The organism is Actinokineospora sp. PR83, from assembly GCF_021056305.1.
Lineage (GTDB): Bacteria > Actinomycetota > Actinomycetes > Mycobacteriales > Pseudonocardiaceae > Actinokineospora > Actinokineospora spheciospongiae.
Genome location: NZ_JAJCXD010000044.1, coordinates 40,703 through 56,293, shown reverse-complemented (window position 1 = coordinate 56,293; position 15,591 = coordinate 40,703). Strand labels below are relative to the sequence as shown.

Genomic DNA, 15,591 nt, shown 5'->3' with positions numbered 1-15,591 from the left:
CTTCTGGTGCAGGGGTTGCGCCGGGTCGCGCCCGGGAGCGCGACCCGGCGGCGGGATCAGCTCGACAGGCCCGCGGCCCAGGGGTAGCCCTTGAGGAAGGGGTCCGGCTCGATCGGCTGCGGCGAACTCCACTCGGTGTGGATCAGGCCGTCGGCGCCCACCTTGCCGATCAGCGCCGTCTTGGCGATGTGGTGGTTCTCGCCGTTGACGGTCACCTTGCCCTCGGGGGCGTCGTAGGCGGTCCCGCCCGCGGCCTTCTTGACGTCGTCGGGGGCGAAGGACTTGGCCTTGTCGACCATCGCCGCCCACAGGAACAGCGAGGTGTAGGAAGCCTCCATCGGGTCGGAGGTGACCCGGTTGGTGCCGTACTTGGCCTTGAACGCCTCGACGAACGACTTGTTCACCGGCGAGTCGACGGTCTGGTAGTAGTTCCACGCGGTGAGCTGGCCGACGAGGTTGTCGACACCGACGCCGCCGACCTCCTCCTCCGCGATCGACACCGACACCACGGGCATGGCGTCGGCGGTCAGGCCCGCGTTCTTGTACTCCTTGAAGAACGCCACGTTGGAGTCGCCGTTGAGGGTGTTGAACACCGCCCCGGCGCCCGCGCCCTTGACCTTGTTGACGATCGTGGCGAAGTCGGTGTGCCCGAGCGGGGCGTACTCCTCGCCCTTGACCTCGATGCCGTTGGCCTTGGCGTAGGCGTTGATGATCTTGTTGGCGGTGCGCGGGAAGACGTAGTCCGACCCGACCAGGAAGAGGGACTTGACGCCCTTCTCCTTGAGGTAGTCCAGCGCCGGGACGATCTGCTGGTTGGTGGTGGCGCCGGTGTAGAAGATGTTCGGCGAGGACTCCAGGCCCTCGTACTGCACCGGGTAGAACAACAGGGCGTTGGCGCCCTCGAACACCGGCAGCATCGCCTTGCGCGACGAGGACGTCCAGCCGCCGAACACCGCGGCCACGCAGTCCGAGCTGATGAGCTTGTTGGCCTTCTCGGCGAAGACAGTCGGTTCCGAGGCCCCGTCCTCGGTCACGATCTGGAGCTTCTTGCCGTTGACCCCGCCCTTGGCGTTGATCTGCTCCGCGGCCAGGTTCAGCGAGTCGTTGACCGTCTTCTCGCTGATGGCCATGGTGCCCGACAGCGAGTTCAGGAAACCGATCTTGACCGTGTCACCTGAGGTGTCCACGCAGGACGCGCCGGAGCCACCGGATGCGGTGTCGCCGGTGCGGCTGCCGCAGGCGGAGGCGCCCAGCGCCGCGATGGACAGCAGGGCGGCGAAGCGGACGAGGCGTCTGGGGGGTGTGCGCACGGGGAGCCTTTCGGGGAGTTCTTGCGTCTCGGGACGATCCGCGGACCGGGGTTCCGGGTGGCTGCGGGACGGCGTGGCCGGACGGTCCTGGTCGCGTGCGCCCCGATCGGCGACGAGCACGGTGTCGAACACCCCGCACCTCCCGCGTGACCTGCTGTATCCAGGACTGTCGACCGGTCTGTGTGCGACCGGTGCCAGCGGGAAAGCTAAGGAAGTGGTGTTTCCGGTCCGGCCTCGGTTGATGACGCGGACGTGTCCCGGTGTAACGGGGACGGCTGGTCTCCCGTAACACGACACGCCGGTGCCCGGGGCGCCCCCGTTGTCAAGGGTCCCCGGGCACCGGAAGGTCCTCAGATGGCCGCGGCCAGCCGGGTCCCCTGGTCGATGGCGCGCTTGGCGTCCAGCTCGCCCGCGTGGTCCGCGCCGCCGATGAGGTGGGTGGTGGTGCCCGCCGCGCGCAGGGCCTCGGCGAGGTCGCGCACCGGCTCCTGCCCCGCGCACACCACCACCGTGTCCACGGCCAGGGTGCGCGCCCCGCCGCGGTCCTTGCCGAAGGTGATGTGCAGGCCGTTGTCGTCGATGCGCTCGTAGTTGACCCCGCTGAGCTGCTCGACGCCCTTGGCCTTGAGCGCGGCCCGGTGGACCCAGCCGGTGGTCTTGCCCAGGGTCACCCCGATCCGGCCCTCCTTGCGCTGCAACAGGTAGACCTGGCGGGCGGGCGCGGCGGGGGTGGCTTCCACCAGGCTGCCGGACTCGCCGACACCCCACTCCGCCGCCCACGGGGTGTCGGTGTGCGTCAGGAACTCGCTGACGTCGACGCCGATGCCGCCCGCACCGATCACCGCCACCCGCGCCCCGACCGGCCTGCCGTGCCGCACGACGTCCACGTAGGACAGCACCGAGGGGTGGTCGATGCCCGGGATCGCGGGCACCCGCGGCGCCACGCCGGTCGCCAGCACCACCTCGTCGTACCCGCCGCCGACCAGCCGCTGCGCGTCCACCCGCGTCGACAGGTGCACCTTCACCCCGGTCAGCTCCAACTGGCGGGTGTAGTAGCGGATGGTCTCGGCGAACTCCTCCTTGCCCGGGATGCGCCGGGCGATGTCGAACTGCCCGCCCACCTCCGCCGCCGCCTCGAACAGGTCGACGTCGTGCCCGCGCCCGCCCAGCGCCACCGCCGCCGACAACCCCGCCGGACCGGCGCCCACCACCGCCACCCGCTTGGCGCGGCGGGTGGGCGACAGCGTCAGCACGGTCTCGCGGGCCGCCCGCGGGTTGACCATGCAGCTCGCCTTGCGGTTGGCGAAGACGTGGTCGAGGCAGGCCTGGTTGCAGGCGATGCAGGTGTTGATCTCGTCGTCGCGGCCCTCGGCGGCCTTGCGCACCCACTCCGGGTCGGCCAGGAACGGCCGCGCCATCGACACCAGGTCGGCGTCCCCGCGGGCCAGCACCTCCTCGGCGACCTGCGGCATGTTGATCCGGTTCGAGGTCACCACCGGGATCGACACGTGCGGCCGGAACGCGGCGGTGACCGAGGTGAACGCCGCGCGCGGCACCGAGGTCACGATGGTCGGCACCCGGGCCTCGTGCCAGCCGATACCGGTGTTGATGATCGTCGCCCCCGCCGCCTCGACCTCCTGGCCCAGGGCGACGATCTCCTCCCAGGTCTGCCCCTCGGGCACGAACTCGGCCATCGACAGCCGGTAGACGATGATGAAGTCCGGTCCCACCGCCGCCCGCGCCCGCCGCACGACCTCCACCGCCAGCCGCCGCCGGTTCTCCGGCGACCCGCCCCACCGGTCGGTCCGCCTGTTGGTGCGCGGGGCGAGGAACTGGTTGATGAAGTACCCCTCCGACCCCATGATCTCGACCCCGTCGTACCCGGCCTCGCGGGCGAGCACGGTGCAGCGCACGAACGCGTCGACCTGCGCCCGCACGCCCCGGTCGGACAGCGCGCGCGGGGTGAACGGGTTGATCGGCGCCTTGATCGCCGACGCGGAGACGCTGAACGGGTGGTAGGCGTAGCGGCCCGCGTGCAGCACCTGCAACGCGATCTTGCCGCCCGCCTCGTGCACGGCCCCGGTGACCTCCCGGTGCCGGACCGCCTCCGCGGGGGTGGTCAGCTTCGAGGCGAACGGCGAGAGCCACCCGGCCCGGTTCGGCGCGAACCCGCCGGTCACCATCAGGCCGACCCCGCCGCGCGCCCGCTCGGCGAAGTACGCGGCGAGCTTGGGGATGTCCCTGGCCCGGTCCTCCAGGCCGGTGTGCATGGAGCCCATCACGACCCGGTTGCGCAGGGTGGTGAAGCCCAGGTCGAGCGGGGACAGCAGGGTGGGGTACTCGCTCATCGCGCGCCTCTCTCCAGGGCTTGCAACACTTCCGTGCACCACGAGACGAACCCGTGCTCGGCGCTGATCCCCCCGCGCAGCACCAGGTACTGGTGCAGAGCCGGGCCGCGCAGCGCGTCGGCGTCGGGGAAGTCGCGGGCCTCGATCCCCCGGTAGACCGCCAGCCGCTCGGCGTGCCGGTCCCGGTGCCGCGCCACCTCTTTCAGCAGCGCGTCCAGGTCGCCGTGCGCGGCGCCGCGGATCTTCACCGCGAGGTCGTCGCGCATCTCCGAGGGTTCGCCGGGCTCGGCCAGCCACCGGGCCAGCTCGGCCCGCCCGGTGTCGCTGACGGTGTAGACCTTCTTGTCCGGCTTCCCGTCCTGCGGCACGTGCTCGACGGTGACCCAACCGGCGTCGTCCATCCGCTTGAGCACCCGGTAGATCTGCTGGTGGGTGGCCCGCCAGAAGAACCCGATCGACTTGTCGAAGCGCCGGGTCAGCTCGTAGCCGGAGCCGACCCGCTCCCCGAGCGACACCAGGATCGCGTGCTCCAACGCCATGCGCCCGAGGCTACTTATGCAACGAAGTGCAATGCAACTAGTTGCCTAGGTGATCCGCGACGCGCTCCGCGACCGCCCGCGCCAGCACCGGCGGCACCGCGTTCCCGATCTGCCGGGCGATCTCGATCTTCGTCCCGCACCACCGGAAGTCGTCCGGGAACGTCTGCAACCGCGCCGCCTCCCGGTGCGTGATCGGCCGGTGGTGCTCCGGGTGCAGGTACCGCCCCTTCTCCGGCTTGTAGAACTCGGTGCGGATGGTCAACGAGGGCTCGTCCCACCGCATCCGCCCCATGACGTCGGTCGTCCCGGTCTTCTTCTCCCGCCAACACCGGGGCAGCAACTCGTCCGGCAGGTCGAACCGCCCACCCCCGGGCGGGACCGCCCGGTACCGCGCCAGCGACAGCGCCGTCGGGTTGCGGCCCAGGTGCAACTCGTCCGCGCGGAAGCACCCGGGCACCCGCCTGCCGAACACCTCGGTCACCCGCTCCGGCAGCGAGGTCGACACGGGCACCTCGGGCAGGTCCGCGATGGCCGTCTTGACCCCGTTCCAGTGCCCCTTCGGGTGCGTGGGCTCCGGCAGCGCGACCGCCCCCACCCGCGACCCGACCACGAACGCCCGCTTCCGCCGCTGCGGCACCCCGAAGTCCGCGGCGAGCAACAACCCCCAGGTCAGGGTGTACCCGCTGGCCGCGGCCTCCCGGGCCAGCAACCCGAACTCGGCGGACCCCAGGAACCGGTCGACGTTCTCGATCACGAACACCCGGGGCCGCGCCCGGTGCACGAACCGGAAGTACTCCTTCCACAGCGCGTTCCGCGGATCGTCCACGTCCCGCGACCCCAGGCTGGAGAACCCCTGGCACGGCGGCCCGCCGATGATCACATCCGCCTCCGGGACCTCCCCGACCCCGGCGATGTCCCCCCAGTGCACGTGCCCGGCCCCGAAGTTCGCCGCGTAGGTGGCCGCCGCCGCCAGGTCGTGCTCGACCGCCAACACCGGCTCGAAGCCCGAGCGGAACCCCTCGCTCAGCCCACCGCAGCCCGCGAACAGGTCGATCACCGAATACCCCACACCCGTCAGGCTAGCCGGCCCCACCCCCACCACCCCGGCTCGCTCACCGACGACACGATTCCCGTTGGACCCCGCCCACCCCGGTCGCCCAGACTGGCCGGTCGTGCGCACCCCGTCGACCACCGCGCTGGTCCTCGTCACCGGCATCGGGCCGTTCGCCACCGACGCCTACATCGCCGGGTTGCCCGGGCTGCGCGCCGACCTGGGCACCAGCGCCACCGTCGCCCAGTTGACCCTGACCGCGTTCATCGTCGGTGTCGCCGTGGGGCAGTTGGTGCTCGGGCCGGTCAGCGACGCCACCGGCAGGCGGCGGGTCCTGCTCGGCGGCGCCGCCGTGTTCACCGCGCTCTCCCTGGTCTGCGCCGTCGCGCCCAGTGGGCCCGTGCTGGTGGCCGTGCGGTTGGTGCAGGGGGTCGCGGCGGGTGGGGGAGTGGTGGTCGGGCGGGCGGTGGTGACCGACGCGTACCGGGGGGACGCGGCGGCGCGGGTGTTCGGGACGCTGGCCTCGATCACCTTCCTGGGGCCGGTCGTGGCGCCGGTGGCCGGTGGGGTGCTGCTGGGGTTCGGCGGGTGGCGGGTGGTGTTCCTCGCCCTCGCCGGGCTGGGCGCCGCCATGACCGCCGCGGTGGCACTGGGGGTGCGCGAGACGCTGCCGGTCGAGCGCAGGCAGCCGCCCGGGTTCGCCGAGGTGGGGCGGCGGATGGCCGACCTGGTGGCGGACTGGGCGTTCCTGCGGCACGTGCTGGTCTACGCCGTGTCCGCCGCCGGGTTCTTCACCTACATCGGCGGCTCCGCGTTCGTCCTGCAGACGACCTTCGGCATCGGCCCCGACCGGTACTCGCTGGTCTTCGCCTCCAACGCCGCCGCGATGGCGGTGACCGGGCTCGCCTTCCGGCTCCTGATCACCCGGGTCGGCGCGAGCGGGCTGCGCGCGGTGGGGCTCACCGCCTCCACCCTCGCCGCGGCGGGGCTGCTGGTCGCCGACGGGCTGCCCGCCACCTGGGCGCTGCTGTGCGTCGTGGTCGGCGGGACCGGGCTGACCGTGCCCGCCACCACCGTCCTCGCCCAGGAAGCCGGGCGCCGCTCGGCGGGCGCGGCTGCCGCGGTGCAGGGCGGGCTCGGGTTCCTCGTCGGCGCCCTGGTCACCCCGCTCACCGGGTTCATCGGGTACGGCTCGACCCGGCCCATGGCGGTGGCGATGACCTGTTTCTACGGAGTCGCGTTCGTCCTGATGGCGGTCGCGGTACGCTCGCGCGGTATGGCTTCCGGGGGGAGGAACGGGCCGCGATGAAGACGCCCGACGAGTGGCTGCGCGATTTCGAGACGCGGGTGGCCGACGCGCGCGAGCGGTCGGTCCGGTTGCAGGAGGGGCTGGCCCAGGCCGACGGCGCGGCGTCCTCGGCGGATGGTGCGATCGCCGTGCGGGTGTCGCCGAACGGCGCGTTGCAGGACATCCGGCTCGGCCAGGCGTGCGCCGGGCGCTCCCCGGAGCGGCTGGCCGCGGAGATCATGGCCGTCGCCCGCCAGGCCCAGCGCGCCGCCGCGGCCAAGGTCGTCGAGGCGTTCGAGGCCGTCGGCGAGGGCGGGTCCGACACCCTCCGGGTGATCACCGACTACCTGCCGCCGCCCGAGGGCGACGACGACACCACCACCCCGCCGCCGTCCCCGCTGGACGACGACGGGGACTTCAGCGACGACTCCATCCTGCGTCGCGGCCGTCGCTGACCGGGGGGTCCGCACATCGTGAGTGAAGAACAGTCCACGACCACCTGGTCCACCGGGGCGGGCGCCGTCGACAGCGTGGCGGGGTTCGTCGACTCGCTGACCGCCGACGCCGAGGGGGAGGGGCCCGACGTCATCGACGTGGCCCTGGGCGGCGCGGGCGCCGTGGTCGACGTGGTGTCGTCGCTGGCCAACCCGCTGTCGGCGGTCGCCTCCGCGGGCGTGGGCTGGCTGCTCGAACACGTCGACTTCCTGCGCGAGCCGCTCGACGCCCTGCTGGGCGACCCCGACGAGATCAACGCCAACGTCGACCAGCTCAAGCAGGCGGCGCTGGAGATGAAGGTGATCGCCCAGGAGCACCGCGAGGACCTCGGCTCCGCCGCGGACTGGGGCGGCGAGTCCGGCGAGGCGTTCCACGGCAGCATGGACCGGTTGGCCGCCGAGTTCGAGGCCCTGGGCAAGACGATGGACGGCACGGCCTCGATCTACGCGCTGTCGGGGATGCTGGTGTGCGAACTGCGCTCGCTGGTGTTCGGCTGGATCTCCGACCTCATCGGCGAACTGGTCGCGGGCGCCCTCATCGCCGCCGCCTCCGCCGCCCCGACCTTCGGCGGCTCGATCGCCGCGTACGCCGGGTACGCGGGCGTCCGCGGCGCCACCATGGCCACGAAGATCGCGGGCAGGCTGGGCAAGCTCGGCTCGGCCATGGGCCGGATGGGCGGCAGGCTCACCGAGCTGGGCGCCAAGATGGACGAGCTGGCCAAGGGCCTGGAGCGCTTCGGCACGGTCGTCGAGGTGGGCGGCTACGCCAAGGGCGCCTACGACGCCGCCCAGCCGTACGACGTGCCGCCCCGGTCCTGATGCCGGAACCCGAGGTCCACCACGTGCCGCCGGTGGACGAGGAGCGGATCGAGACGGCCGCGGTGCCCCGCGGGAGGGACACGGGGCAGCCGCACGGCAGGCAGCGCGTGGTCGGCCTGTACGCCGGGTTCGCCGCCGGTGAGGCCGCCGCGGGCGGCGACGGCACGCTCACCGCCGCCCTGCTGCACGCCACCGACGCACTGGTCCGCGCCGCCGCCGACCGGTCGGACGCCGTCCGCGAGGCCGCCGTCGTGCGCCCGCCGGGCTGGCTGGACCCGTTGGCGCCCAAGGCGAACGCGGGCACCGAGGTCGCCGCGGTGCTGGCGGGTGTGGCCGCGGGCGTCGAGCGGGACCTGCGCGACGACCTGTGGGTCGGCTGGATCAGCGAGGTCGTCGACCGGGTGCTGGCCCGCCAGGACCAAGCCCTGCACACCGCCATCGGCGACCTGCACCCGACGATCGTCGAACTGCGCGGAACCCCGTTGCAGCAGCAGCTCGCCGAGGTGTCGACGACCTGGGAGCGGGCGCTGCTGATCGCGGCCCAGCTCGACCACGACCCGGCCGCCGCCCTCGCCGCACCCGGCGACCCGCTCACCGGTGCGCTCGTCGGTGCCCTGGTCGGCGCCCGGCACGGCGCACCCGCGATGCCGCCGACCCCGACCCGCGACCTGCTGGAGTGCGTGGCGGACACCGCGCACACCGCGTTCGACCCCGCGCTCGCGCCCACCCCCGACGTTCCCGGGGCGCCGTGGTGGCAGCCGGTCGCGGACCCCGAGTGGGACTTGGCGGCGTTCCCGGACTTGCCCGAGGCCGCTGTCCTCGGGTACGTCACGAACCAGGGCTTCCAGTGGAACGCCGCCCACCTGCCCGGTCCACAGTGGATCGGGCTGCCGCGGCCGGAGACGCCCGCGGAGAAGGCCATCGCCTACCACCGCTGCGGCTGGTTCCCCACCACCGAACCATTGCTGGACACCACCGTCCTGGTCGTCGAGGCGAGCGACCCGGCGCAGCCGTGGATCCGCGCGTTCAGCGCGTGGCGGCAACTGCCACCGGACACCCGCGCCTGGCGGGAGCTGCGCCTGCGCGACCTGCAAACGATCGCGGACCGGGAGGTCCTGGTCGACGACACGTACTCCTTCACCCCGGAACACGGGCTCGCGCACGACGGCCCACCCGGCGTGGAGGTCGTCTCCCCCGAGGTCGACGACGCCAACCGCGACGCCCTCGCGGAGCGGCTGACCGCGTTCGGCGCCACCGACCCGGTCCACGCCGCCGACCTGGCCGGGGAACAGGTCGGACAGTGGCTCGACGGCGTGCGCGCCAACGGGTTCTCGGTCACCCACGGCGAGTTCACCCGGGTGTGGACCGTGCTCGGCTGGGTCGCCGCCGACCGCCCCGGCTCACCGCCCCCGGGCGCGCGGGCGTGGTGGGACGCGACCGGCGAGCGGGTGTGGGAGGCGCCGACGTTCGGCAAGCACCCGCCCCGGCAGCACCCGGACGCGGCGCACGCCTGGCACCGGGTGGTGGGCGCCTACCTGGGGTTCGCCGCGGGCGAGGTCGCCGCGGGCGGCGACGGCACGCTCACCGCCGGGCTGCTGCACGCCACCGACGCCCTGCTGCGCGAACTGGCCGGGAACAACCCCGAACTGAGCCCGTCCGGCGACGGGACGACCCGCCCGGCCGGGTGGCTGGACCGCTGGGTCGCCCCGGTCGAGCCGGTGGCCGAGGCCCGCGCGCTGGTCGCCGCCGTCGCCTCCGACCTGGGCGCGGTCCTGCTCGGGGACCGGTGGGCACCCGACCTGAGCCCGGTCCTGGAGCGCGCGCTGCACCGGCACGCCCCGGCTACGCACCTGCTGCTGGCCGAGTCCGGCGGGTTCGGGCACCTGCTGGACCTGCGCGACCAGCGGCACGTGCCGGTCCACGCGCACCTGCCCGACCTGGCACCGCGCGAGCAGGCGCTGCTGATCGCGGCCGTGCTCGGCCACGACCAGGGCGCCGCCCTCGCCGCCGCACCCGACCCGGTCGTCGGGGCGGTCGTCGGCGCGCTGGTCGGCGCCCGCCACGGCGCCCCCGGCCTGCCCCCGGTCGCTTCCGCCGACCTGCTGGAGTGCCTGGCCACCGAGGTCCACGCGGTGCTCGCCCTGGCGCAGCCGTGGACGCCGGGCGTGCCCCGGTCCTGGCCGGACCCGCTGCCGGACGGCACGGTGGTCGACCAGGAGTGGGACAGCGCGGTGTTCGGACCGGCGCCGGAGGCCGCGGTGCTCGGGTGGCGGCGCGGCGACGACGTCAAGCGCAACCCGCGGTACCTCCCCGGCCCGTCGTGGCACGGCGCCCCGCCCCCGGACACCCTCGGCGACACGGTGCTCGCCCTCCTGGACTGCGGCTGGCTGTCGGACCCCGGCGCGTTCACCGACTTCCCGGTGCTGGTGACCTCGGAGTACCTGTTCGAGGAACTCGGCGGCGCCCGCACCTGGCAGGCCGCCTACACCTCGCCCCGGCACTTCCCGCTCGCGGACCGCGCGTGGCGGGAGGTGACCATGCGCGACCTGCTGGCCACCACCGGGGCGGACGGGGTCAAGCTCAACCCGGTCCACGGCGGCCGGTGGTTCGAGGCCACCGGCGGGGGTGGCCGGGCGGAGTTCGTCGAGCACCTGCCGTTCCACGACCGGCCGGAGCAGATCGCCGAGATCACCCGCGCCTGCCGCGACCTCGACGCCCCCGACGACGCGCCCGAGGCGATCCGCGCCCAGCTCCGCGCCTTCACCGTCGCCGCCAGGGCCCTGGGCCACGACGTCACCGGCGTCGAGTACTGGCAGCTCGCCACGGTCCTGCCCTGGACGCACAGCACCCGCACCAAGGCCCCGCCCGTGGGCACCCGGACCACCTGGTCCGCCGACGGCGAGCCCGTGCCGGAGGCCCCGACCTTCGGCAAGGTGCCGCGGGTCGACGCGGGCGCGCACCCCCACGCCTGGGACCGGGTACTCGGCGCGGTGGCGGGCTTCGCGCTCGGGGAGGCGAGCGCCGGGGGCGACGGCACGCTGATCGCGGGGCTGCTGCACGGCCTGGACACCCTCCGCGCCGCCGCGGCCGGACCGCTGCGCCCGGACGGCTGGCTCGGCTCGCTCATCCCGTACGCCGAACCGCTCGGCGAGGCGCGGGGCATCGCGGGTGCCGTGGCCGCCACCGCTGACCCGCAATGGTGGTCCGACGGGGTCACCCAGGTCTTCGGGGCGTTGTTCGCCAAGCGCCTGCCCGCGCCCGCCCTGCACCGGGTCCTCGCCGAACAGGGCCTGTACGGCCACCTCCTGGTCCTCCGCGGTCACCGCGAGACGCCGGTCGCCGAGCAGGTGGGGTGGCAGGGGCTGTGCTGGCACGGCGCGCTGCTGGTCGTCCTGCGCCTCGGCCACGACCCGGCCGCCGCGCTCGCCGCCGCGGGCGACCCGATCACCGCCGCCCTCGCCGGTGCCCTGCTCGGCGCCCGCCACGGCCTGCCCGGCCTGCCAGGTGAACCGCCGCACCGGGACCTCCTGGAGCAGGTCACCCTCGACGCGTACACCGCGTTCGGACCTGTGAACTCCGACTCAGTCGCGCACAGTGTGAAGCCCGGCAGCGCGAGCGCCATGTAACGCGCCCCCGGGGTGAAAGTCATCCGGGCGTAACGCGAAGTCCTTAACTTTCGGTGACAGGCGGTCGTGACCGAAGGGGGAAGGCGCGGTGGGCGGGACGTCGGTGCGCACGGTGTGCTCGTACTGCGGTGTGGGCTGCGGCATCGTGCTCGACATCGGGATCGGACCCGACGGCACCCGCACGGCGCTCAAGGCCGTCGGCGACAAGCAGCACCCCACCAACGCGGGCAGGCTCTGCACCAAGGGCGCCACCAGCGCCGACATGCTCGCCGCCGCCGACCGCCTCGACACCGCCCTGGTCCGCCCCGAGCGCGGCGCCGAACCCGTGCGCACCCCCGTCGACCAGGCCATCACCGACACCGCCCGCAGGCTGCGCGCCCTCCTCGACGAGCACGGCCCGGACGCGCTGTCGTTCTACGTGTCCGGGCAGATGACCCTGGAGGCGCAGTACCTGGCCAACAAGCTGGCCAAGGGGTTCATCGGCACCAACCAGATCGAGTCCAACTCGCGGCTGTGCATGGCCAGCGCGGGCACCGGCTACAAGCTGTCCCTGGGCGCCGACGGCCCCCCCGGCTCCTACGACGACTTCGACCGCGCCGACGTCTTCCTGGTCACCGGCGCCAACATGGCCGACTGCCACCCCATCCTGTTCCTGCGGATGATGGACCGGGTCAAGGCGGGCGCCAAGCTCATCGTGGTCGACCCGCGCCGCAGCGCCACCGCCGACAAGGCCGACCTGTTCCTGCGGATCGAACCCGGCACCGACCTGGCACTGCTCAACGGCCTGCTGCACCTGCTCGTGGAGAACGGCCACACCGACCCCGAGTTCATCGCCGCGCACACCGAGGGCTGGGAGGCCCTCCCCGACTTCCTCGCCGACTACACCCCCGCCGCCGTCGCCGAGACCACCGGCATCCCCGAGGCCGACCTGCGCCGCGCCGCCGAGCTGATCGGCACCGCCGGGGAGTGGATGAGCTGCTGGACCATGGGCCTCAACCAGAGCACCCACGGCACCTGGAACACCAACGCCCTGGTCAACCTGCACCTGGCCACCGGGGCGATCTGCCGCCCCGGCAGCGGCCCGTTCTCCCTCACCGGCCAGCCCAACGCCATGGGCGGCCGGGAGATGGGCTACATGGGCCCCGGGCTCCCCGGGCAGCGCAGCGTCCTCGCCGCCGCCGACCGCGCGTTCACCGAGGACGTGTGGGGCCTGCCGGAGGGGACCCTGCGCACCGAGGCGGGCACCGGCACCGTCGACATGTTCGCCAGGATGGCAGCGGGGGAGATCAAGGCCTGCTGGATCATCTGCACCAACCCGGTCGCGTCGGTGGCCAACCGCAGGACCGTGCTGGAGGGCCTGGAGCGGGCCGAGCTGGTCATCACCCAGGACGTGTTCGCCGCCACCGAGACCAACGCCTACGCCGACGTGGTGCTGCCCGCGGCGATGTGGGTCGAGGGGGAGGGGGTGATGATCAACTCCGAGCGGAACCTGACCCTGGTGCCGAAGTCGGTGAGCCCGCCGGGGGAGGCCCTGCCGGACTGGCTGATCATCGCCAGGGTCGCCCGCGAGATGGGCTTCGCCGACGCGTTCGACTACGACAGCGCCGAGGACGTGTTCGCCGAGATCACGCGCTTCCACAACCCGAAGACCGGCTACGACCTGCGCGGGGTCACCTACGACCGGCTCCGCGAGACCCCGGTGCAGTGGCCCAGCGCCCCGGCGGGCCCCGCGCGCAACCCCATCCGCTACCGCGACCTGGTCTTCCCCACCCCCAGCGGCAAGGCCCAGTTCTTCGCCCGCCCGCACCTGCCCGCCAGCGAGATGCCGGACGAGGACTACCCGTTCGTCCTCAACACCGGCCGGGTCCAGCACCACTGGCACACCCTGACCAAGACGGGCAAGGTCGCCAAGCTCACCAAGCTCAACCCGGGCCCGTTCGTGGAGCTGAACCCGGCGGACGCGGCGGCGCTGGGGGTCGTGGACGGCGACTCGGTGGAGGTGGCCTCCCGCCGCGGCCGGGCCGTGCTGCCCGCGGTGGTCACCGACCGGGTGCGGCCGGGCGCCCTGTTCGCCCCGTTCCACTGGAACGACCTGTTCGGCGAGTACCTGAGCATCAACGCGGTGACCAACGACGCGGTGGACCCGCTGTCGTTCCAGCCGGAGCTGAAGGTGTGCGCGGTGGCCCTGACCAAGGTCGCCTCGGTGACCCCGGCGCCCGACCCCGACTCCACCCTGGTCGCCGCCGCCCCCGAGGGCGGCCCCGCCACCCTCCTGGCCCAGGCCCTCGGCCTGCCCGCGCTCACCCCGCCCCCGCTGGGCGAGGCGGAGAAGACCTACCTGGCGGGCTTCCTGTCCGGGGTCGACGCGGCCACGAGCGCCCCCGGTGTGCCGGTGCTGCCCCCGGGGTCCCCGCTGTCGACCGAGCAGCAGCACTGGGTCAACGGCCTCCTGGCGGGTCTGTTCTCCCGCTCCACGCCGGGCCGCGAGGTCCTGGTCCTGTGGGCGTCGCAGACCGGCAACGCCGAGGAGGTCGCCGCGGCCGTCGCCGAGGCGGTGGCCGGGGCCGGGCACCGGGCCCGCGTCCTGTGCATGTCCGACGTCACCCCCCGCTCCCTGCCGAGGGAGTCGGACCTCCTGCTCATCAGCAGCACCTTCGGCGACGGCGACGCACCCGACAACGGCACCGACTTCTGGTCGGAGTTATCCACAGTGGACGCGACAGCGCTGACGGGCGTCCGCTACGCCGTCCTGGCCCTGGGCGACTCGAACTACGACAACTTCTGCGGCCACGGCAAGCGGCTCGACCAGCGCCTCGGCGAACTGGGCGCCCACCGCCTGGCCCCCAGGACCGACTGCGAACCCGACTACGAAACCCCAGCCCACCAGTGGCTCGACCGGGTCTTGGCCGCACTGGCGGGGTCGCCCGCCACCACCGCCGAGCGCACCGCCCCCGCCCCCACCGGCCGCGCCAAGCCCGACGTCCGCACGGTCACCCTCATCGGCAACCGCCTCCTGAGCCTCCCCGGCGCGCAGAAGGAAGTCCGCCAGTTCACCTTCGACCTCACCGACACCGACCTCACCTACGACGTGGGCGACGCCCTGGGCATCTGGCCCGACAACGACCCCCTCCTGGTCCAGGAGTGGCTCACCGTCACCGGCCTGGACCCCGACTCCACGGTGGACGTCAAGGGCATCGGCGAGGTCGCACTGGTGGAAGCCCTGACCCAACACCTGGAAATCGCCAAGGTCACCCCCAACCTCCTGCGCTTCCTGGCCGACCACACCCAGGACAAGGACCTCAAGATCCTCCTCCGCCAGGACGACCGCGACGCCCTGTCCAAGTGGGCCTGGGGAAGGCAGGCGGTGGACATCGCCGCCGAGTACCCCCTCCGAGCGAGCGCCCAGGACTGGGCCGACACCTTCAAGCGCCTGCAACCCCGCCAGTACTCGATCTCGTCGAGCCCCCTCACCGACCCCACCCGGGTCAGCCTCACGGTGTCGGTGGTCCGCTACGGAAACCCCCACGGCCGCCCCAGGACAGGCGTCTGCTCCGCCTACCTGGCCGACGCCGCCCCCGACACCAGGGTCCCCGTCTTCATCCAGCGATCCCCCCACTTCCGCCCCCCGGCCGACCCCACCACCCCCGCCATCATGGTCGGCCCCGGCACCGGCATAGCCCCCTTCAAGGGCTTCCTCGACCACCGCCAGGCCAGGGGCGACAAAGCCCCCAACTGGCTCTTCTTCGGTGAACAGAGGCAGTCCACGGACTTCTACTACCGCGAAGAACTGACCCACCACCACACCACAGGCACCCTCACCCGCCTCGACACGGCCTTCTCCCGAGACCAGAGGAACAAGGTCTACGTCCAAGACCGAATGCGAGAACAAGCCCCCACCCTCTGGACCTGGCTGGAACAAGGCGCCCACCTCTACATCTGCGGCGACGCCACCAGAATGGCCAAGGACGTCGACAAGGCCCTGCACGAGGTCATAGCCCACCAGGGCCACCTCACCCCAGAGGAGACCACGGCCTACGTCAAACGCCTCACCACCGAAAAACGCTACGTCCGCGACGTCTACTGACCCCCGGAACCACTGTCGTCCAAGGGTGAAGT

9 protein-coding genes are annotated in these 15,591 nt (G+C 73.2%); 5 read left to right on the top strand and 4 right to left on the bottom strand.

Translation table 11 applies throughout. The features are described from left to right. Positions 1-56: 56 nt before the first annotated feature. From urtA to L6E12_RS16590, 4 genes are all read right to left on the bottom strand, one after another. The gene (gene urtA / locus L6E12_RS16605; RefSeq protein WP_236228828.1) at positions 57-1,310 is read right to left on the bottom strand and encodes an urea ABC transporter substrate-binding protein; all 1,254 of its coding nucleotides are present in this window, start codon (positions 1,308-1,310) and stop codon (positions 57-59) included. A gap of 350 nt (positions 1,311-1,660) precedes the next feature. Next, positions 1,661-3,658 (bottom strand): NADPH-dependent 2,4-dienoyl-CoA reductase, encoded by a 1,998-nt coding sequence (locus tag L6E12_RS16600; protein WP_236228827.1) that lies wholly within the window; start codon positions 3,656-3,658, stop codon positions 1,661-1,663. Further along, on the bottom strand, positions 3,655-4,197 hold the full coding sequence (locus tag L6E12_RS16595; RefSeq protein ID WP_236228826.1) for a PadR family transcriptional regulator: 543 nt from the start codon (positions 4,195-4,197) through the stop codon (positions 3,655-3,657). The genes L6E12_RS16600 and L6E12_RS16595 overlap by 4 nt, the downstream gene beginning before the upstream one ends. Positions 4,198-4,234: 37 nt before the next feature. Continuing rightward, positions 4,235-5,266, bottom strand: coding sequence for a DNA cytosine methyltransferase (locus L6E12_RS16590; protein ID WP_236228825.1), 1,032 nt, complete (start codon positions 5,264-5,266; stop codon positions 4,235-4,237). Between the two features lie 103 nt (positions 5,267-5,369). On the opposite strand from L6E12_RS16590, the gene L6E12_RS16585 reads away from it, so the two are divergent. The 5 genes from L6E12_RS16585 (at position 5,370) to L6E12_RS16565 (ending at position 15,559) form a co-directional block, all read left to right on the top strand. Next, on the top strand, positions 5,370-6,557 hold the full coding sequence (locus L6E12_RS16585; RefSeq protein ID WP_236228824.1) for a Bcr/CflA family efflux MFS transporter: 1,188 nt from the start codon (positions 5,370-5,372) through the stop codon (positions 6,555-6,557). Then, the gene (locus tag L6E12_RS16580) at positions 6,554-6,991 is read left to right on the top strand and encodes a YbaB/EbfC family nucleoid-associated protein (protein WP_236228823.1); all 438 of its coding nucleotides are present in this window, start codon (positions 6,554-6,556) and stop codon (positions 6,989-6,991) included. Before L6E12_RS16585 ends, L6E12_RS16580 begins: the two co-directional genes overlap by 4 nt. Before the next feature lie 18 nt (positions 6,992-7,009). Beyond that, positions 7,010-7,849, top strand: coding sequence for a hypothetical protein (locus L6E12_RS16575; protein WP_236228822.1), 840 nt, complete (start codon positions 7,010-7,012; stop codon positions 7,847-7,849). Continuing rightward, on the top strand, positions 7,849-11,475 hold the full coding sequence (locus L6E12_RS16570; RefSeq protein WP_236228821.1) for a hypothetical protein: 3,627 nt from the start codon (positions 7,849-7,851) through the stop codon (positions 11,473-11,475). The genes L6E12_RS16575 and L6E12_RS16570 overlap by 1 nt, the downstream gene beginning before the upstream one ends. A gap of 88 nt (positions 11,476-11,563) precedes the next feature. Continuing rightward, a complete protein-coding gene (locus tag L6E12_RS16565; RefSeq protein WP_236228820.1) occupies positions 11,564-15,559 on the top strand; it encodes a bifunctional nitrate reductase/sulfite reductase flavoprotein subunit alpha in 3,996 nt (1,331 codons plus the stop codon). Positions 15,560-15,591 lie beyond the last annotated feature (32 nt).